Origin of the sequence: Nonomuraea sp. NPDC052634 (assembly GCF_040678535.1) — a bacterium.
GTDB classification, from domain to species: Bacteria; Actinomycetota; Actinomycetes; order Streptosporangiales; family Streptosporangiaceae; genus Nonomuraea; species Nonomuraea fastidiosa.
In genome coordinates this window covers 136589-154345 of sequence record NZ_JBFATY010000013.1, presented here as the reverse complement: position 1 = coordinate 154345, position 17757 = coordinate 136589, and the positions used below count along the sequence as shown (strand labels likewise).

The window sequence follows — 17757 nt, the reverse complement described above, 5'->3', positions numbered from 1 at the left end:
CCGCCGTCACTCGGCGAGGCCGTCCCACGGCTGGCGTTCAGGGGCCGCCGCCTGCCCTTCAGGACAGTGACGGCGGAAGTCGCACCACGAGCAGAGGGGGCCGGGGTTGGGCGCGAAGAGCTTGTCGACGTCGGCGGGCACCTGCGCGGGCCCGACCTGCTGCCGGTCGCCGGGCGCGCGGCGGGCGCCCTGTGGCGTGGCGACGGCCTCGCGGTAGCGGTCGTCGGCCTCGGCGGCCTCCATGGCCACCTCTTCGGCGCGGGCGATGTGGCGGGCCAGCGACTCGTCGGTGTGGCGCCACTGGACGATCTCGCCGGTGGGCAGGTGGTGCAGCTCGACCGTACGGCACGGGGTGCGCATCATGGTCGAGGCGGCCACCGCGTACGTGGCCAGGGCCAGCGACCCGCGGGCGTCGTCCTGGGTGAGCGGCCGGCGGCCTGTCTTGTAGTCGACCACGACCAGTTCGTCTCCGCGCCGGTCGAGCCGGTCGATGCGGCCGGACAGCGCGATGACCTTGGTCCGCGTGGCGACCGTGCGCTCGACGCCCACCGGATCGTCGGAGGGATCGAGGGTCGCGACGTAGCCGGACACGAGGTCGCGGGCCCTCTCCAGCCAGCGCCCCGACTGCTCGGCGTCCCTGAACCCCTCGGTGATCCATCCGTTGGTGAGCAGGACGGCGGCCGTGAGCGGCGTGCGGCGCTCGTACGGCTCACGCCACCATCCCGCCAGCGCGTTGTGCACGCTCGCGCCCACGCTGTTGTGCGCCCAGGCAGGACCCTTGGACGGCTGCGGCCGGTCGAGGTAGGTGAACCGGTAGCGGCGGCGGCAGTCGAGCCAGGTGTTCAACCGCGACGGCGTGCACGAGTAGAGCCGCCGCGGCATCCCTTCGAGCGGAAGCTGCCCCTGCACCTAGTCGTCGCCCGGGCTGAGCGTGATGCCGGAGATCTTGGTGCCGTCGGTGAGCGGCGTCTCGCCCTCGCCCTCGCCCTCGTCGTCGGTCTTGCTCCGGGTCAGCGAGCCGGACACCCAGTCGTCGAAGTGGGGCTCCAGGTCGCCGATCGTGACCTCCTCACCGTGGGCGGGCAGCACCCGCGTCTCGGCCGGCAGCGTGAAAAGCCGCCCGCCGATCGAGGTGAGCTGGTCGGCCAGTGCGGGGTATTCGCCGCCGAGCTTGCCGGGGCCGTCGGCCTGGAGAGCCTTACCGGTGAAGACGGCCTTGAGACCCTCGGAGTAGAGCGACACGCCGCCTGGCGTGATCCCGGGCGTCTCCAAGACGTCGAGCTGGACGCCGGCCACCTCGAAGACGCCGTCGTCCTCCATGTCGATGTCGGGCCAGGTCTCCCGCCAGGTCTCCCGCCACAGCGGCTTGTCCTTGGGGTGCAGGGCGATCACGGCCTCGTCTCTGCTGGCCACCTCGATGGCGGCCGCGACGTGGTCGGGCAGGCCCGCCGTGCAGATGACGGCCAGCACCTCGCGCTCGCCCACCTGCTCCATGATCTTGTCGGCGTCACGCGCCGCGTCGATGACGATGACCTCGTCGTCGTCACCCACGATCCACGTGTTGTTCTCGACCTTGTGCTCGGTGCCGTCGATGTCGACGACACCCTCGGTCACCACTCGCTCGATACGCGCTGTCACGCCTCCGAACTCTAGCCCGTCTACCTGACAGAGCGAATCTCGATCGCGCGTCCTAAGCCCCAAGTCTGGGAGAGAACGCACCGAACGGCACGTCCAGGTCATGGTCACGGGCGTCGATGAGGGACAGCTCGGCGAGCGCGATCATGCATCCCGCCTCGGCCGGCCAGGCGATGGCCCACAGCCAGTTGCCCATGGCCTCGCCCGCGTACACGGCGCGGTCGCTCCTGCCGTCGACGCACCACAGCGCGGTGGGATGGCCGAGCACGGCGATCTTGGCATTGGGCGGCCCCGCGTCGAACCCCTCACCCGGGTCGGGCCCGTCGAGGCCGGCGAACCCCGCCCCGATCCCGACGCCCGGCTCCTCTGCGACGATCAGCAGGTCGGCCGGCCCTTCCGTGAGCGAGGGCCCGCTCAGGGCGACCAGGCTGGCGCGCCCTCCCGTACGCTCATCGCCCACCTCCCCGAAACCCGTGACCAGCCAGCCGACCGGCAACGGCCAGGGCAGCCACACGGGCACGACCGAGCTCTTGCGAATCGCCTCCAGCCCGGTGCTGGTCGGCGGCCACGGAGGCTGGTACGGCAGGACATCGCCGTGCGTGTCGCATCGATACGCACTCGACCAGGCGCTCGGCCCGTGAAGCGGGCCAAAACACCGCGGGCAGGTTGGAGCCGCTCTCACAACTACCCACGGTGCTTTCTCCGGTGCGGCCCCGTCAAGGCCGCTCCTCGTTATCGCGTCGTAATCTTGGTCATGTGCGCGTAAATTGTGTCGGAGCCATCATTTTCGACGCCTCTGACCGGCTGCTTCTCGTCCAGCGCGGTCATCCGCCCGGCATGGGCCTGTGGTCGATCCCCGGCGGGCGGCTGGAGCCGGGCGAGACGGACGAGGACGGGCTGCGGCGCGAGGTCCTGGAGGAGACCGGGCTGCGGGTGCGGGTCGGCCGCCTCGCGGGCACGGTGGAGCGGCCGGGGCCCGGCGGGGTGACGTACGTGATCCGCGACTACCTCGCGACCATGTCCCAGCCAGGAGACGTCGCCGCGGCCGGTGACGACGCCGCCGACGTGCGCTGGTGCACGCGCGACGACCTGGCCCGGCTGCCGCTCACCGAGGGCCTGCTGGAGTCGCTCGCCGAGTGGCACGCGCTGCCCCCGTCCTGACCGCGTGAAGCACGCGCCTTCGAGCCGGGCGCCCGTCGGCGCCCTACCTGCTCGACGTCAGGCTGGACGTCCACAGGATCAGGTGGTCGGCCTGGTACGTCGTGGAGCGCCCGAGCGCCACCACTTCCGTGCCCGCCACGGCCACCGCCGACAGCCACTGCGCACCCTGACCGGCCAGGCGGTCCTTGGTGAGCTCCATGCGGTTCCAGGTCAGCCCGTCCTGCGAGGTCCAGGCCGCGCTGTCGCCCTCGCCCTGCGTGCCGTGCCAGCCGACCGCCACCAGCCCCTCGTCGGCCGCCGCGAGGTCGAAGACGCCGGCCGCGCGCTCGGCGGGCAGCCAGGCCGTACGCCAGCTCTCGCCGTCGTCGTCGGAGACCGCCGCGTACGCCCGGCGCGCGCCGTCCGCGACCGCCGTGCCGATGGCGACGAGCTTGCCCTGGTGCACCACGACCTTGCGCAGCCCGGCGGCGGTCGCGTCGTCCGGGGTCGCCGGCTCGCGGGCCCGCCAGTTGAGCCCGTCGGCGGAGTACCAGACGACGGCGTCCTCGCGGTCGCCCATGCCCTTGCCGCCGACGGCGACGAACCCGTCCCCGACCGCGACCACGTCGTGGATGCGGACGCCTGAGCCGCCCTGCGGCAGCTTCTCCGACCGGGTGTACTTGCGCGTGTCGGGCGTGAACCACATGGCCGCCCGCGACAAGCCCGCCTGGTCGCGCGACTCGCCGGCCACCACGTAGCCCTTCGTGCCGGCGGTGACCACGTCGGTGCGCAGGAACGGGTGGTCCTGAGGGCGGGCCAGGTCACCGGTGACGTTCACCCGCTTCCAGTTCTCGCCGTCCTGCGAGGTGACGAGGAGAGGGTCGGTGAGCGCGACGCCGGTCTCGGTGCCGCCGACGGCGAGCCAGCCGCGGCCGCCGTGGGCGACGTCCTCCAGCGTCTGCCTGCCGGGGCCGCCGAGGCTCATCGACTTCCAGCTCTGCCAGTTCCTGATCGTCCACAGGCCGGCGTCGCCCGAGGCCGAGCCGACGGCGACGTACCTGCCGTCGTACGCGGCCAGCGCGTTGGTCTCCCGGGACATCCTGGTCAGGCCGTCGATCCTGCCGAGGTCGACCCGTGAGACCGAGCCACGCTGCGGCGCGGCCATGAGCACGATCTGGTTGTCGACGTCGGAGGCCGCCTGGTCGCCGCCCGCGAACAGGGTGCCGCCCTCGGCGATCGTGAACCCGCGCAGCGTGGCGCCCCTCAGGTCGCGCAGGTCGGCCCGCTTGTCCCAGTCGCGCCCGTCGGTGCTGGTCAGCACCGAGTAGCGGCCGATGCCCGCCTGGGCGATCGCCGCCACGCCCGACGGGTGGGAGATCAGCGACTCCACGCCGGTACTGGCCGCGTCCAGCCCGCGGATGGAGCCGCACTGCGACCACTGGGTCCCGTTCGGCGAGCAGTAGACGCGTACGTCGCCCTCGATCGTCCGCCGCCGCGTCGGCACCAGCACGAACCGCTTGGGCAGCACCGCCACCGTCCCCGCGCGCGGGTCGGCCGCCTCGGGGAGGCGGAAGCCGGTCGCCTGCCAGCCGCGTCCGCCGTCGGCCGATCGGAGCACCCGCGATCCCTCGCCGTCCGCGGGTACTCCGATGGCCACGACCGTGTCGCCCCTGGCCACGACGGCCCTGAGCTCACGGACGTCCGGCTCCCTCAGCTCGGCGCGCTCCCATGAGGAGCCGTCGGCCGAGCGCCAGGCTGCCGGTCCTGTGCCGCCGTCGGCGCCCGTGGTGCGGCCGACCGCGACGAACCCGGACTTCGTGCGCGCGATGTCCTCGACGTGGTCGCCCGCTCTGAACGCGGCCAGGCCCGACGGCGGCACGGCCGTCCAGCTGTAGCCGTCGGTGCTGGTCCACAGGCCGCGCTCGCCGGTGGCCTCGTCGCCGCCGCTGGCCAGCCAGCGGCCGTCGCCACCGACCACCCTGCGTACGGTGGAGGTGGCGGAGGTGCCGTGCACCTGGCCGAGCTGCCAGCGCTTGCCGCCGTCGGGCGAGAACAGGAAGAGCGGGCGCGGGGTCGGGCTGGTCGTGTCGCTGCCGACCGCCACCACCGCCTTGCCCGCCGAGGCCATGTCGTTGAGCTTCTGGTTGACGCCCTCGCCCGCGGCGGGGACCGTGAACAGCTCGTCGCCCGAACGCCCGGTGCCCGCCTCCAGGCGCAGCGCCGGGCCGTCGCCGAGCCACTGCCAGACCAGTACGCCGGAGGCCACCAGGACGGCGGCGGCCACGGTCAGCGCGACCGGCACGGCCCTGCTGCGCCTGCGCACGGGACTGGCCCGGCGGAAGGCGGCCGGCGCGGGGCCCCTCTGGTGCCGTCCGCCCGCGCCTTGGGGGCGGGCGGGGCCGGTGGCGACCAGCAGGTCGGGGCGGGTGGGGCGGCCGGCGGGCGGGCGTCCGACGCGCCGCACCTCGGGCTCGACCTCGCCGCCCGGCTGCTCCTGCGGCGGCGCGGGCTCCTGCGCTGATGGCTCCTGCGCCGGCGGCTCCTGTGCCGGGGACTCGTGCGGGGTCTCGCGGGACGGGAGCGGATACACCAGCCGGTACGGGGGCGGCGTGCGGTCCCGCCGCCGCTGTGCCCCCTGCTCAGCGGCCTCCTGCGCATCCGTCCCCTGAGGGCCGGTTCCCCGGGTCGGGGCATCCTGGTCCGGGGCGCCGGGGGCGACGGCCAGCGGCTGGGTGACCTCGCCCGCGCCCTCCTGCCCACCTGCCTGAGGAGGCTGCGGCCGGCTGAGCGGCCCGCCCGCGACGAGCTTGTCAGGCCGGTTGACGATGCGCCGGGGCCGGCGGCGCGGCTCCACGTCGGGCTCGGCCGTCGGCGAGCTGTACGGGCGGCGCCCCTTGGGCGGCTCGGGCTCCTCGTCGGGGATCGGGGCGGCGAACGGCGGCATGCCCCACGGCGAGGCGAGGGGCAGCCCTCGGGCCCGGTCGTCGGTGGGGCCGGGCGGCGAGTGGCTGATTCTGGGCTCTTCGGCATGCGGCTGCGAAGCGGACGGGCCCTCGGCACGGGGCTCGTCGTCTTCCGGCGGTCGCCGTGGCGGTTCGCTGGGGCCGGAGGCCACGCGGCGTCCCTCCTAGTCGAACGAGTCGTACAGGTCGATCCCGGCCGCTGACGCGGACCGTTCCAGGAAGGTCCGGGCCCGGGGACTGCCCCTGCCCTCGCCGTCCCGACAGCATCCAGACCAGCATGTCTCGGCCGGAATAGCGAGACCTCTCTAGCGAGATTCCCCGCACCCCTCGCCCGTTTTATTGCGAAATAGTGCTAATCGACCGCTTTTTAGCTAGATACATCACACCAAACGCATACACCCCGAGCTGCACCACGGTTCCCGCCAACGCCTGCCAGGGCACCGGAACCTTGCCCTGGTTCAGAGCGTCGTCGAGAGTGCCCGCGGCGGCGCTCGTCCCGAAGGCGATCACGTTGTTGAGCACGTGCAGCGCGATGGCCGCCTCCAGCCCTCCGGTGCGTACGCTCAGCCACGCCATCACCGCACCGAACATGAACACGTCGAGCAGCCCGGCCCACGAGTAGCCGTGCAGCGAGGCGAACAGCGCCGACCCGATGAGAATCGACCAGATCGGGTTGCGCACGTGCGCGCCGACGGCCTGCACGAACCAGCCGCGGAAGACGTACTCCTCGGCCGCCGCCTGGAACGGCACGAGCAGCACGATCACCACCAGCAGCGGCAGGAAGGCGTCCCATCCCGCCCAGCCGAACATCTCGGTGTCCAGGCCGGCCGAGGTCAGCGCGAAGTACTGCGCGACCTGCCCGAGGATCATCGCGAGCAGTCCCACGACCGCGCAGGTCAGCAGCCACGTCCAGCGCAGCCGCCCGGCCACGGACGAGAGCGTCCCGGGGCGGCGCCGCTGGATGAGCGCCGCGGTGCCGAACACCAGCAGCAGCACGGGCGCGATGGACAGCAGCGACATGGCCAGCCCGGCGGGCGTGCCCTTCGGCAGCCCGCTGGGGTGGATCGGCGAGGGGAGGCCGAGCACGGCCGCCCCCAGCACGAACATGGTGACCACGATGACGCCGATGAGCAGGAACCCGGCCGCCACGACCAGCGTGCCGACGATCGCCTGCCACGGCCGGGTGGCGGGAGTCCTGGCCAGGTGGTCGTAGCGGGCCCGGCGCGGGACCGGCAGGAACCAGGACGGCGCCGGCGGCGGGTACGGATAGCCACCGTAGGGATACTGCGGCCCTGGTTTCTCCTGCATCTCTCCATTCTGTCCGTCCCATACGTAATAGTTCACAGACGGGGCCGGGAAAGCGGCGGATGCTCGATGTCGTAGACATTTCGACCCTGGGAGCAGTCCATGTCGTCACGGCTGGGACCTGTGATCACCCTCACGGCGGGCGCGGTGCTCGCCCTGGGGCTGGGCGCCGCCAGCATCGCCGCGGCACCGGCGGCAAAAGACTCCGCCGCGGCACCGGCGGCAAAAGAGTCCGCCGCCACCGGCACGCGTACGGACACCACCGCCAACACCCCCACGGCCGAGGCGAGCCCATCAGGGAACGCCGAGAGCGCCGAGGAGAGCACCGCCTCCGCGTCCCCCTCCCCCACGCCCACCGAGCCGAAGAAGATCGAGAAGGCCGACTACGGCGGCCGGGTGAAGGGCAACGGCGCGCTGATCGCCATCTCGATCAGGAACGGCAAGGCCGTCGGCTACTTCTGCGACGGGCGCATCGAGGCCTGGTTCACGGGCGCGGAGTCGGCCGGCGAGCTGCGGCTCAAGAGCGTCGCCGACCCCCGTTCCACGGTCAAGGCGGAGCTGGACGGCGGGCGGGCCGAGGGCACGGTCACCGTCGCCGGCAAGCGCTGGTCCTTCAAGGCGCCCGCCGTCACCAAGCCGTCGGGCCTCTACCGCGCCACCGCCATCGTGCGGGGCGCCAAGTTCCGCGCCGGCTGGATCCTGGTGCGGAACCCGAACGGCGGCTACTACCAGGTCGGCGCCGCGTTCGCGGGCGAGGAGCAGCTCGACGTCCCGCAGCTCGACGCCGCGCGGCCGACCGCGCCCATCACGGTCGAGGGCACGACCGTGTACCCCAAGGACGCCGACTCGTTCGTCGAGGAGATGCAATGACCGCCATCCCCCAGCGGCCCGCCCGCGGGCTGACCCCGCTGCTCGTGCCGCTGCTCGCCGGCGGCCTCGTGATGATCGCACTCGGCGTGTACGGCCGCGCGCACACGCCGACCGGCTTCGCGGTCGGCGTGGCCGGTTTCTCCGGCGCGCTGCCGATGAAGGCGTGGCTGACGACGGGCGCGTTCGTGCTGGCGATCGTGCAGGTCGTCTCGGCCCTGTCCCTGTGGGGCAGGCTGGGCGTCGCGATCCCGCCCGCCGTGCACCGCTGGTCGGGGCGGGCGGCGTTCCTGCTCACGATCCCCGTCGCCTTCCACTGCCTGTACGCCCTGGGCCTGCAGTACGACGTGCCCAGGGTGCTCGCCCACTCGCTGCTCGGCTGCTTCTTCTACGGTGTGTTCACCGCGAAGATGCTGGCCCTGCCCAAGCGGGACGCGCCGGGCTGGACGCTGCCGATGCTCGGCGGGCTCGCGTTCACCGCGCTGGCCGGGCTCTGGCTGACCTCGTCGTTGTGGTTCTTCACCGCCATCGGCATCAAGGTGTGAACCGCTTGGTCCTGCTCAGCCCGGCCGCCCGGCCCTTGGCGGCCACGACGAGCGCCATCTTCCTGCTGGCCTCGTCGATCATCTCGTCGCCCAGCATGACCGCGCCGCGCTTCTCCACGGTGGTGTAGTACTCGTACGCCTCCAGGATGAGCTCGGCGTGGTCGTAGTCCTCCTGCGACGGCGAGAACACCTCGTTGCACGCGTCCACCTGGGCGGGGTGCAGCACCCACTTGCCGTCGAAGCCCAGCGCCGCCGCGCGCATCGCGACCCTGCGGAAGCCTTCGACGTCCTTGATCTGCAGGTAGGGGCCGTCGATGACCTGCAAGTCGTGCGACCTCGCGGCCATGAGCAGCCGCATGAGGATGTAGTGGTAGGCGTCGCCCTCGGCGTAGCCGGGCGGCTGCTCGCCCACGACGAGCGTGCGCATGTTGATGGAGGCCATGAAGTCGGCGGGGCCGAACACCAGCGTCTCCAGGCGCTTGGACGACCTGGCGATGGCGTCGACGTTGACCAGGCCGCGGGCGTTCTCGATCTGCGCCTCGATGCCGATGCGGCCGACCTCGTACCCCATGGTCTTCTCGATCTGTGTGAGCAGTGTGTCGAGCCAGATCACCTCGGTCGGGTCCTGCACCTTCGGCAGCATGAGGCAGTCGAGGTGGTCTCCCGCGCCCTCCACGATCTCGATCACGTCGCGGTACGTCCACTGCGTGGTCAGGTCGTTCACCCTGACCACCCGCGTCTTGCCGGACCAGTCGCCCTCGCGCAGTGCGGTGACGATGTTGGCCCGCGCCTCCTCCTTGGCGGCGGGGGCGACGGAGTCCTCAAGGTCGAGGAAGACCTCGTCGACGGGCAGAGTCTGGGCCTTCTCCAGGAACCGGGGGTTGCTGCCTGGCACGGCGAGCACCGAACGTCGTGAGCGCATGCGCTCAACCTACTCGCGCAACCTGCTCACGGCCGCCCGGTGACCGCCCCCGCTCCCGGCGGTTACAGTCGTGCCTGTGAGCGAGGGATCTGTAAGCGCGGCGGCCGTCGAAGAGGGCGCGAAGAAGTCGGGCATCTGCTGGCTCACCCTCGACCGTCCGCGCCTGGCCTGGCACGCCTGGCACGACGGCGCCATCTACCTCGTCTCCGGCGGCGCCGAGCAGGAGCTGCCCGGCCTGGAGTCGCTCGACCGGGTCACGGTCACGCTGCGCAGCAAGGACAACGGCGCGCGTCTTGCGGAGTTCGAGGCGACGGTCGAGAAGGTGGACCAGACGGCGGCGTCCGACGCGGTGGCGGTGCTGGCCAAGGAGCGGCTCAACGCCCCCGACAGCGAGCACCTGCCCGAGCGCTGGGCCCGCGAGTCCATCGTCTGGCGGCTCACCCCGCAGGTGTGACCTACCCGGCGGTGGTGACCGGCTCGGGGCCGGGCTCCTGGCCCGCCTGCCGTCCCGTCTCCTGGCCCGTCTCCTGGCCCGGCTCCTGGCCCGTCTGCCGCCCCGTCTCCTGGCCCGGCTCCGGCGCGGCCTGCGGACGGGTGGCCGAGGTGGCGGTCTGGGCGAGCAGTGCGCCGCCGATCACGATCAGCCCGCCGACGATCTGGAACACGCCGAGCCTCTCCCCCACCAGCGCCCACGCCACGACGGCGCCGAAGATCACCTCAAGCGAGGCCACGGTCGCGCCGACCGCGGCCGACAGCCGCCGCACGGCGTTCACGCCCAGGATGTAGGCGAGCACGGTGGCGACCACGACCATCCACAGGTACGCGCCGGCGACCGGCAGCGTGATGCCGCCCTCGGGGGTGGCGGTGGCCGTGAAGGCGCTCCAGGGGATGTCCCACGGCCGGGAGAACGGCGCCAGCACCACGGCCGCGCCGGTCATGCCCCACGCGATGAGGCCCAGGGGGTCCACCTCGTCGCCGAAGCTATCGTTCATCAGGAAATATCCGGCGCAGCACGCCCCGGCCAGCAGGCCGAGCAGCAGGCCGAGCGCGTCCAGGCGCAGGCCCTGCCACGCCTCGACGACGATGCCGAGGCCCACGACGGCGACGACCGCGCCCACATACGCGGCCTTGACCAGGCGCACCTTGCGGACAAGACGCACCCACGCCACCACCATCACCGGCGCCATGAACTCCAGCAGCAGCGCGATCCCGACCGGCAGCCGGGTGATCGCCACGAAGTACAGGGCCTGCACCCCGGCGACGGCCATGACCGCGTACAGGGCGACGAAGGGCAGCATGGAGCGGCGGATGCGCAGCGCGCGGGGCCGCACCACGGCGAGCACGGCCACCAGCAGCAGCCCGGCGCCGGCCATGCGCGTCCAGACCGCCTCGATGGGCGCGAGCCCGGCCGCGTTGAGATACTTCGCCATCGGCCCCGAGAACGCGAAACAGCACGAGGACACGAACGCGAGCGCGAGCCCCGCATACCTCATCGCAGACCCCCTGCATACCCCGTAATCACCGTTAAGCAGGTTTGATACTGACACGTCCGGGCTCCCGAGCGCAATGGGGCCCCGCTGTTAGCCTGACCAGGTGAAGATCTTCGTGGCCCGGCTGCCGGGGACCCCGGTCTTCGACCCGGTCGGCGACCAGATCGGCCGGGTCAGGGACGTCGTGGTCGGGCTGCGCATCGCCCGGCGGCCCACCGTGCACGGGTTCGTGGTGGAGGTGCAGCCGCGCCGCCGCGTCTTCCTGCCCATCACCCGCGTCCGCCGCATCGAGGCGGGCGCCGTCGTCTTCACCGGCAAGCTCAACATGCGCAGGTTCGAGCAGCGCACCGCCGAGACGCTGGTCATCGGCGAGATGCTCGACCTCACCGTGAGCGTCGGCGGCGAGCCCATGACCGTCTACGACGTCGCCATGGAGGAGATCAAGCCGTCCGTCTGGGAGATCACCAAGGTCGCCGTCTACAAGCGCAGGCGGCGCGACCCTCGCATCGTGGACTGGGACGAGGTGTCCGGGTTCGACACGCTGCAGAAGGACCAGGGCGCGGCCGGGCTGATCGCCGCGTTCGAGTCGCTGCGCGCCGCCGACATGGCCAGCGCCATGCACAGCCTGCCCAGCAAGCGCCGGCTGGAGATCGCCCGCGCGCTCGACGACACCCGCCTCGCCGACGTGCTGGAGGAGCTGCCGCCCGACGACCGCATCGGCATCCTCGGCATGCTTGAGCCGGAGCGCGCGGCCGTCGTCCTGGAGGAGATGGGCCCGGACGACGCCGCCGACCTGCTGCACGACCTGCCAGAAGAGCAGGCGGCCCAGCTGCTCGGGCTGATGGAGCCCGGAGAGGCGGCGCCGGTGCGGCGGCTGCTCACGTACCCGGAGACCAGCGCGGGCGGCGTGATGACCAACGAACCGGTGATCCTGCCGCCCACCGCCACCGTCGCCGAGGCCCTCGCCCACATCAGGCAGCAGGACCTCACGCCCGCGGTGGCCGCCCAGGTCTACGTCACCAGGCCGCCGACCGAGACGCCGACGGGCACCTACCTCGGCGTCGCGCACTTCCAGCGGCTGCTGCGCGAGCCGCCGTCCACCCTGCTCGGCGGCGCGCTCGACCCGTCCATCGACCCGATCAAGCCGGAGTTCACGCTCCGCGAGGTCACGTACTACCTGGCCAACTACAACCTCGTCGCGGCCCCCGTCGTGGACGAGCTGGGCCGCCTGGTCGGCGCGGTGACCGTGGACGACGTGCTCGACCACATGCTGCCCGAGGGCTGGCGGGAGAGGGACGACGCGCATGACGACTGAACGGCTCGACCAGCCGCGCGAGCTGCGCCGCTCACTGCGGCCCCACTACGACCCCGAGGCGTTCGGCCGGCTGTCGGAGCGGATCGCCCGGTTCCTGGGCACCGCCCGGTTCATCGTCTACATGACGGTGTTCGTGTCGGTCTGGGTGCTGTGGAACGTGCTCGCGCCCCCGCACCTGAAATTCGACCCGTACCCGTTCATCTTCCTCACGCTGATGCTCTCGCTGCAGGCGAGCTACTCCGCGCCGCTCATCCTGCTCGCCCAGAACCGCCAGGACGACCGCGACCGCATCCAGTACGAGCAGGACCGCGAGACCTCCGAACGCAACCAGGCCGAGATCGAGTACCTGACGCGCGAGATCGCCGGCCTGCGCCTGGCCGTCAACGAGGTGGCCACCCGCGACTACCTGCGCGCCGAGCTCGGGCGGCTGCTCGACGAGCTCAGGGAGATCGACGGCATCGACGGCGGGGCCTCGCCGGACGGCCGCTCGTCGCGCAAGAGCACCGGGGAGTAACCTTGGACCGCTGTTGCACAGACATCTAACAGTGCGGATTAACCCACTGCGGACCGTGGTTCATACCATGGAGGGGCATCCTCACTACTGGCGTTTCAGCGCCTGTCACATATAGACCGACAAAGGAGGGACGGCACACTCCCTCGTGCCGAGACTTCGATGGCACCTACCCAGGAACTCGTGACGGCCGCGCTGTCCACCGTCATCGACCCCGAGATCCGTCGCCCCATCACGGACCTCGACATGGTCAAGAACGTCGATATCGCTCCCGACGGGGCGGTGCGCGTCGGCATCTACCTCACCGTGGCCGGCTGTCCGATGAAGGACACCATCAGCCGCGACGTCACCGCCGCCGTCTCCAAGGTCGAGGGTGTCACCGCCGTGCAGATCGAGCTCGACGTGATGAGCGCCGAGCAGCGCAAGAGCCTGCAGACCAAGCTCAGGGGCGACCGCGGGCCGGAGAAGGAGATCCCGTTCAACCAGCCGGGCTCGCTGACCCGCGTCTTCGCGGTGGCGAGCGGCAAGGGCGGGGTCGGCAAGTCGTCGGTCACGGTCAACCTCGCCGCCGCCATGGCGTCCAACGGCCTCAAGGTCGGCATCGTCGACGCCGACATCTACGGCCACAGCGTCCCCCGCATGCTGGGCGCCTCCGAGCGGCCCACCAAGGTCGAAGACATGATCATGCCGCCGGTGGCCCACGACATCAAGGTCATCTCGGTCGGCATGTTCAAGCCGCCGGGCAACACCCCCGTCGTCTGGCGCGGCCCCATGCTCGACCGGGCGCTGCACCAGTTCCTCGCCGACGTCTACTGGGGCGACCTCGACGTGCTCCTGCTCGACCTGCCGCCCGGCACCGGCGACATCGCCATCTCCGTCGCCCAGCGGCTGCCGTCGGCCGAGATCCTCGTCGTCACCACGCCCCAGATGGCCGCCGCCGAGGTCGCCGAGCGGGCCGGCTCCATCGCGGCCCAGACCCACCAGCAGATCGCCGGCGTCATCGAGAACATGGCGTGGCTGCCCTGCCCCCACTGCGACGAGCGCATCGCGGTCTTCGGCGAGGGCGGCGGCCAGACCGTCGCCGACGCGCTCACCCGCACGCTCGGCGCCCGCGTGCCGCTGCTCGGCCAGGTGCCCATCGACATGCGGCTGCGCGAGGGCGGCGACGAGGGCAAGCCGCTCGTGCTCACCGACCCCGACTCGCCGGCCGCCGCCGAGCTGCGCTCGATCGCGGCCGGGCTGAGCAAGCGCTCCACCAGCCTCAAGGGCATGCAGCTCGGCCTCTCGCCTCGCCGCTGACCTTTTGCTGCGGGCCCGCTCCTTCACTTGGGGGCGGGCCCATTGCTTTGCAGGTCAGGTGGCCTCGGAGTCGTACGGGGGAATCTCACCGAAGCCGAGCTCATCGACCACCGGCTCCGGCGTGTACGTCGCCGCGACCGGCTCCAGCTCCTTCGGCTTGCCCGCGTTGTTCCAGTCGTCCTCTAGGTCGTCGAGGAGATGCTTGCGTACGAAGTTGCGCGGGTTGAGGTCGGCGGGGTCGAAGTTCTGAAACTCGGGGCCAAGCCCGGCACGCAGGTCCTCGCGCGCGTTGTTGGCCATCCGGCGCAGGTTGCGCAGGGTCCGGCCCGCTTGCGCGGCGGCCTGCGGCAATTTGTCGGGACCGAAGACGAGGAGCGCGATCACGATCAGCGCTCCGACCTCCATCCACCCGAGTTCGAACACCGTGAGCTCCTACCGCAGTCCAACCTCTCCGAGGACAACCCCGGCCTATCCACAGACTAAGGGCTTCCAGCCGTGACTGAGTCGTCCCCCCTAGGACAAACCACCCACGCCCCTATGGCAACACCCGGCCGCGAAGACGACCGATCTCGGGGTCACGGTCCACGGACTCCGTCCGCGATGCGGCACACAGCCCAGGCGGGGGTCGCAGCACGCGTCCAGGCCGCGTTGCAGCACGCAGTCCAGGCCGCGTTGCAGCACGCAGTCCAGGCCGCGTTGCAGCACGCAGTCCAGGTCGGTTGCGGCACCAGGCCAGACCACGTTGCGGCACCAGACCAGGCAGGCGGGCGGGCCGTTGATCGGCCCCCGTTAGCCTCTGACAGTGCCCTAGGAGCTCAAGGCCCGGCCAGTAGCCGAAGGGCGCCAGCGGGCTTCAGGGCCGGTCGCAGACGCCTCCTCACCGACACCTCCGCCCTTCGCGGCCACCGACACCGACGCCCTCCCGCTCCGCAGGCCCACCACACCAGCACCGCCACCCATCGCGGCCACCCACACCGACGCCCTCCCGCTCAGCGGACCCACCACACCAGCACCGCCACCCTCTGGGCCCCGCTCCGTGAGTGCACCACACTGGCGCCGCCGCCCCGACACCCCACACACGAACGGCGAGACAGCGACCAGACCGCCCCCTCCTCACAGCACGGCGCAGCCAGGAGGCAGGAGCGCACGCAAGCGGCGCAACGGAGGTCGAAGGTCCTTCCCACTCTCACGCGCCGACACCGCAGGGCTGGAGGTGGGCGCGACGGCGGCCGCACCTCACCCTCACGCGACCAGCGCACACGCCAGAGGCGGCCGGGGCACACGCCAGAGGCAGCCGGGGCACACGCCAGAGGCGGCCGGGGCGGCGTTAGGACGAGCCCAAGAGGCTGGGGCCGTCTTCGCCTCCGGACCTCCCCACGCCCCACAGCCTCAGATGGGCGCCGGCATGCGATGGAGCGGAGGTCTGGGCGTCCACCCCTCCCACTTACCACCGCTCAGGCCGAAGATGCTGAGAGCGCACGTATGCGGCGCACGGAGGCCTAGGCGTTACACCCCTCGTGCCTACCACCCCACCCTGGCCCGAAGGCGGCGAGGCGGCGAGGCGGCGAAGCGGATCTCTCAGCCCGCACCCACCGCCCGCAAGCTCGGAGGCGCGCGTGAGTGGCGGGGCGTGGGCAACTTCCCGGTCCGCGCCTGAAACGGCTCACCCGGCCACCCAGCGTCCGGGGTGGCCGGGTGAGGCGGTCAGTCGATCCGGGTCAGGAGGGTGACGGGGCGGGGCCGTCTTCGGCCACCACGGTCAGGGTGGCGGTGCGGGCCTGGCCGTCACGCTGGTACTTGATCTTGATCTGCGAGCCCGGCTCCTTGCTGCGGATCAGGGCGATCAGCTCGTTACTGTCCTGCAAGGCCAGCCCGTCGATCTCCAGGATCACGTCACCGGGCTTGAGGCCGGCCTTGTCGGCGGGGCCGCCGGGCGTGACCGGCTGCTGACCGGCGGCGGGCTCGGTAGCGATCTTGACGCCCTGCCCCCTGAAGTCCTTCTCCAGAACGACGCCGATCTTGGGCCGCTTGGCCCGCCCGGTGGTGATCAGCTCTTCGGCGACCCGCCGCGTCTGGTTGACGGGGATCGCGAAGCCGAGGCCGATGCTGCCGCTCTGGCTGGTCAGCGAACGGCCGAGCGTGGCGATCGCGGAGTTGACGCCGACGACCTCGCCCTTGCCGTTCACCAGCGGACCGCCGGAGTTGCCGGGGTTGATGGCGGCGTCGGTCTGGATGGCGCTGATGTACGCCGGCTCCTCGTTGGTGCCGGACTCGTCACCGGCGATGACCGGCCGGTTGAGCGAGCTGACGATGCCGGTGGTGACGGTGCCGGTCAGGCCGAGCGGCGAGCCGATGGCGATGACCGGGTCGCCGACGACCACCTGGTCGGAGTTGCCGAGCGTGATCTCCGGCGTGCCGAACGTCTCCTCAGGCTTGATCACCGCCAGGTCGGAGCCCGGGTCGCGGCCGACGATGCGGCCGGTGGTGGTCTTGCGGTTGTTGAACATGATCCGGATCTCGCCGCCCTGCGCGGCCAGCGAGACGACGTGGTTGTTGGTGACCACGTAGCCGTTCTTGATCACGAAGCCGGAGCCGGACGCGCCCTCGGTGTTGCTGCCGTTGCCGACCTCCAGCGAGACCACGCTGGGCAGCACCCGAGCGGCGACGCCGGCGACGGAGTCGGGCGCGCGGTTGGTGGCTCCGGTGGGCAGCGGGCCGAGGCTGTAGGAGGGGTCGATGGCGTTGCTGCTCGGCCGGGTCAGCAGGTACGTGCCGACGCTGCCGAGCATCGAGGCCACCAGCGCGATCACCACGGCCATCGCGATCAAGAACCCGGTGCGCGGCCCCCGCTGCACGGCGGCGGCCTCCCTTCCGGGTGGGGGCGGACCCCAGCCGGGGCCCATGCCCATGGCCTGGCGCGGTGGCGGCGGCTGAGGTGGCCCGTAGGAGCCGGGGGCCCCGCCGAAACCGGGGTGTTCGCCGGACGATCCGATCGGCGGGCCGTCGTAGGCGCGGGCACCCCCGTCGGGCGGTCCGAAGAACGGGCTCTCGTACGCACGCGTGTCGCCATTGGGCGGCGCGAAGGACGGCTCAGTGGAGCCGGGCGGCGCGAAGGACGGCTCAGCCGGGCCTGGAGGACCGAAGGAGGGCCCGGTCGAGCCGGGCGGGCCGAAGGAGGGGCCCGAGGGTCCCTGCGAGCTGCCCGAGGGGCCCGGCGGGCTGAAGGAGGGGCCGTCGTAGGCGCGGGTCTCGGCGTCGGGACGACCGTAGGAGTGATCGTGGGAACCGTCAGGCGGGCCGAACGACGGCGCACCGTACTGCGGCCCGGTGCCCTGCTGCGCCCCAGGCCCGGGCCCAGGCCCGCCGTACGGTGACCGGTCGGCCGAGGCGTCGTACGGCCGCGGCTCGTACGGCGGCGAGCCGGAGCCCCCGGAGCGGCCGGACGGGTCGCCCCACGAGAAGCCGAAGGAGGCGGGCGGCTCCGACCGCTGCTCGGACCTGTCGTCCGCGGGCAGGAAGTCCGGCCGCCCCTGTGGCTCGGGGGAGTCCGACGGTGTGCGCCCTTCCGGGGACCGCGTCTCGTCGGTCATCTAGATCTCACCACTCCTTGGCTCGGCCACCGCAAATGCTGGCTTTTGCGGCATACGAGTGATCTAAAGCTTTTGTCAGGACTTGCCTGTGACAATTCCCGAACCCAGATCGTATGCCCGCTCTGCCGCCGACTACGCCAACCGAATGTCCGCCGGCATCAACGTGGTGACCCCG

Annotated in this window: 16 protein-coding genes; 7 read left to right on the top strand and 9 right to left on the bottom strand. The window is 71.9% G+C overall.

Annotated elements, in window-relative coordinates:
• Nucleotides 1-6: 6 nt before the first annotated feature.
• Genes AB0K67_RS35875 through AB0K67_RS35865 form a run of 3 tightly spaced genes read right to left on the bottom strand, consistent with a single transcriptional unit; the run spans nucleotide 7 to nucleotide 2317 of the window.
• Nucleotides 7-882: a PD-(D/E)XK nuclease family protein gene (locus AB0K67_RS35875; protein WP_364069035.1), complete on the bottom strand. Its 876-nt coding sequence runs from the start codon at nucleotides 880-882 to the stop codon at nucleotides 7-9.
• 27 nt (nucleotides 883-909) lie between these two features.
• Nucleotides 910-1638: an MBL fold metallo-hydrolase gene (locus AB0K67_RS35870; protein WP_364069033.1), complete on the bottom strand. Its 729-nt coding sequence runs from the start codon at nucleotides 1636-1638 to the stop codon at nucleotides 910-912.
• 52 nt (nucleotides 1639-1690) lie between these two features.
• Nucleotides 1691-2317 carry a DUF6758 family protein gene (locus AB0K67_RS35865; protein WP_364069031.1) on the bottom strand — a complete coding sequence of 209 codons (627 nt, stop codon included), beginning with the start codon at nucleotides 2315-2317 and terminating at the stop codon, nucleotides 1691-1693.
• 74 nt (nucleotides 2318-2391) lie between these two features.
• Between AB0K67_RS35865 and AB0K67_RS35860 the strand changes: the two genes are divergently transcribed.
• A complete protein-coding gene (locus tag AB0K67_RS35860) occupies nucleotides 2392-2796 on the top strand; it encodes an NUDIX domain-containing protein (RefSeq protein ID WP_364069029.1) in 405 nt (134 codons plus the stop codon).
• 43 nt (nucleotides 2797-2839) lie between these two features.
• On the opposite strand, the gene AB0K67_RS35855 is transcribed toward AB0K67_RS35860, so the two are convergent.
• Nucleotides 2840-5890, bottom strand: a complete 3051-nt coding sequence (locus AB0K67_RS35855) for a hypothetical protein (RefSeq protein ID WP_364069027.1) — start codon at nucleotides 5888-5890, stop codon at nucleotides 2840-2842.
• Nucleotides 5891-6074: 184 nt separating this feature from the next.
• Nucleotides 6075-7046 (bottom strand): type II CAAX endopeptidase family protein, encoded by a 972-nt coding sequence (locus tag AB0K67_RS35850; RefSeq protein WP_364069025.1) that lies wholly within the window; start codon nucleotides 7044-7046, stop codon nucleotides 6075-6077.
• Nucleotides 7047-7145: 99 nt separating this feature from the next.
• On the opposite strand from AB0K67_RS35850, the gene AB0K67_RS35845 reads away from it, so the two are divergent.
• On the top strand, nucleotides 7146-7913 hold the full coding sequence (locus AB0K67_RS35845; RefSeq protein ID WP_364069023.1) for a hypothetical protein: 768 nt from the start codon (nucleotides 7146-7148) through the stop codon (nucleotides 7911-7913).
• On the top strand, nucleotides 7910-8455 hold the full coding sequence (locus AB0K67_RS35840; RefSeq protein WP_364069021.1) for a DUF6529 family protein: 546 nt from the start codon (nucleotides 7910-7912) through the stop codon (nucleotides 8453-8455). The genes AB0K67_RS35845 and AB0K67_RS35840 overlap by 4 nt, the downstream gene beginning before the upstream one ends.
• Here AB0K67_RS35840 and AB0K67_RS35835 read toward each other — a convergent pair.
• Entirely contained in the window at nucleotides 8445-9377 is a 933-nt protein-coding gene (locus AB0K67_RS35835) for a CoA ester lyase (protein ID WP_364069019.1), read from the bottom strand. The two genes, AB0K67_RS35840 and AB0K67_RS35835, sit on opposite strands and share 11 nt — an antisense overlap.
• 76 nt (nucleotides 9378-9453) lie before the next feature.
• On the opposite strand from AB0K67_RS35835, the gene AB0K67_RS35830 reads away from it, so the two are divergent.
• A complete protein-coding gene (locus tag AB0K67_RS35830) occupies nucleotides 9454-9831 on the top strand; it encodes a hypothetical protein (RefSeq protein ID WP_364069017.1) in 378 nt (125 codons plus the stop codon).
• 1 nt (nucleotide 9832) lies between these two features.
• On the opposite strand, the gene AB0K67_RS35825 is transcribed toward AB0K67_RS35830, so the two are convergent.
• A complete protein-coding gene (locus AB0K67_RS35825) occupies nucleotides 9833-10870 on the bottom strand; it encodes an EamA family transporter (RefSeq protein ID WP_364069015.1) in 1038 nt (345 codons plus the stop codon).
• Nucleotides 10871-10970: 100 nt separating this feature from the next.
• Between AB0K67_RS35825 and AB0K67_RS35820 the strand changes: the two genes are divergently transcribed.
• The 3 genes from AB0K67_RS35820 (at nucleotide 10971) to AB0K67_RS35810 (ending at nucleotide 13992) form a co-directional block, all read left to right on the top strand.
• Entirely contained in the window at nucleotides 10971-12182 is a 1212-nt protein-coding gene (locus AB0K67_RS35820) for a CBS domain-containing protein (protein WP_364069014.1), read from the top strand.
• Nucleotides 12172-12696, top strand: a complete 525-nt coding sequence (locus AB0K67_RS35815) for a DUF1003 domain-containing protein (protein WP_364069012.1) — start codon at nucleotides 12172-12174, stop codon at nucleotides 12694-12696. Before AB0K67_RS35820 ends, AB0K67_RS35815 begins: the two co-directional genes overlap by 11 nt.
• Before the next feature lie 159 nt (nucleotides 12697-12855).
• Entirely contained in the window at nucleotides 12856-13992 is a 1137-nt protein-coding gene (locus AB0K67_RS35810) for an Mrp/NBP35 family ATP-binding protein (RefSeq protein ID WP_364069010.1), read from the top strand.
• A 54-nt stretch (nucleotides 13993-14046) separates the two neighbouring features.
• Here the strand turns inward: AB0K67_RS35810 and AB0K67_RS35805 are convergent, their stop codons facing one another.
• Together AB0K67_RS35805 and AB0K67_RS35800 are read right to left on the bottom strand one after the other, a co-directional pair.
• On the bottom strand, nucleotides 14047-14415 hold the full coding sequence (locus tag AB0K67_RS35805) for a sec-independent translocase (protein ID WP_364069008.1): 369 nt from the start codon (nucleotides 14413-14415) through the stop codon (nucleotides 14047-14049).
• 1295 nt (nucleotides 14416-15710) lie between these two features.
• On the bottom strand, nucleotides 15711-17582 hold the full coding sequence (locus tag AB0K67_RS35800; RefSeq protein ID WP_364069006.1) for a trypsin-like peptidase domain-containing protein: 1872 nt from the start codon (nucleotides 17580-17582) through the stop codon (nucleotides 15711-15713).
• Nucleotides 17583-17757 lie beyond the last annotated feature (175 nt).

Bases quoted from the DNA above. Each gene is read 5' to 3' on its own strand.
- AB0K67_RS35875 (WP_364069035.1), bottom strand. From the start codon at position 882: ATGCCGCGGCGGCTCTACTCGTGCACGCCGTCGCGGTTGAACACCTGG.
- AB0K67_RS35850 (WP_364069025.1), bottom strand. From the start codon at position 7,046: ATGCAGGAGAAACCAGGGCCGCAGTATCCCTACGGTGGCTATCCGTAC.
- AB0K67_RS35845 (WP_364069023.1), top strand. From the start codon at position 7,146: ATGTCGTCACGGCTGGGACCTGTGATCACCCTCACGGCGGGCGCGGTG.
- AB0K67_RS35840 (WP_364069021.1), top strand. From the start codon at position 7,910: ATGACCGCCATCCCCCAGCGGCCCGCCCGCGGGCTGACCCCGCTGCTC.
- AB0K67_RS35835 (WP_364069019.1), bottom strand. From the start codon at position 9,377: ATGCGCTCACGACGTTCGGTGCTCGCCGTGCCAGGCAGCAACCCCCGG.
- AB0K67_RS35825 (WP_364069015.1), bottom strand. From the start codon at position 10,870: ATGAGGTATGCGGGGCTCGCGCTCGCGTTCGTGTCCTCGTGCTGTTTC.
- AB0K67_RS35815 (WP_364069012.1), top strand. From the start codon at position 12,172: ATGACGACTGAACGGCTCGACCAGCCGCGCGAGCTGCGCCGCTCACTG.
- AB0K67_RS35810 (WP_364069010.1), top strand. From the start codon at position 12,856: ATGGCACCTACCCAGGAACTCGTGACGGCCGCGCTGTCCACCGTCATC.
- AB0K67_RS35800 (WP_364069006.1), bottom strand. From the start codon at position 17,582: ATGACCGACGAGACGCGGTCCCCGGAAGGGCGCACACCGTCGGACTCC.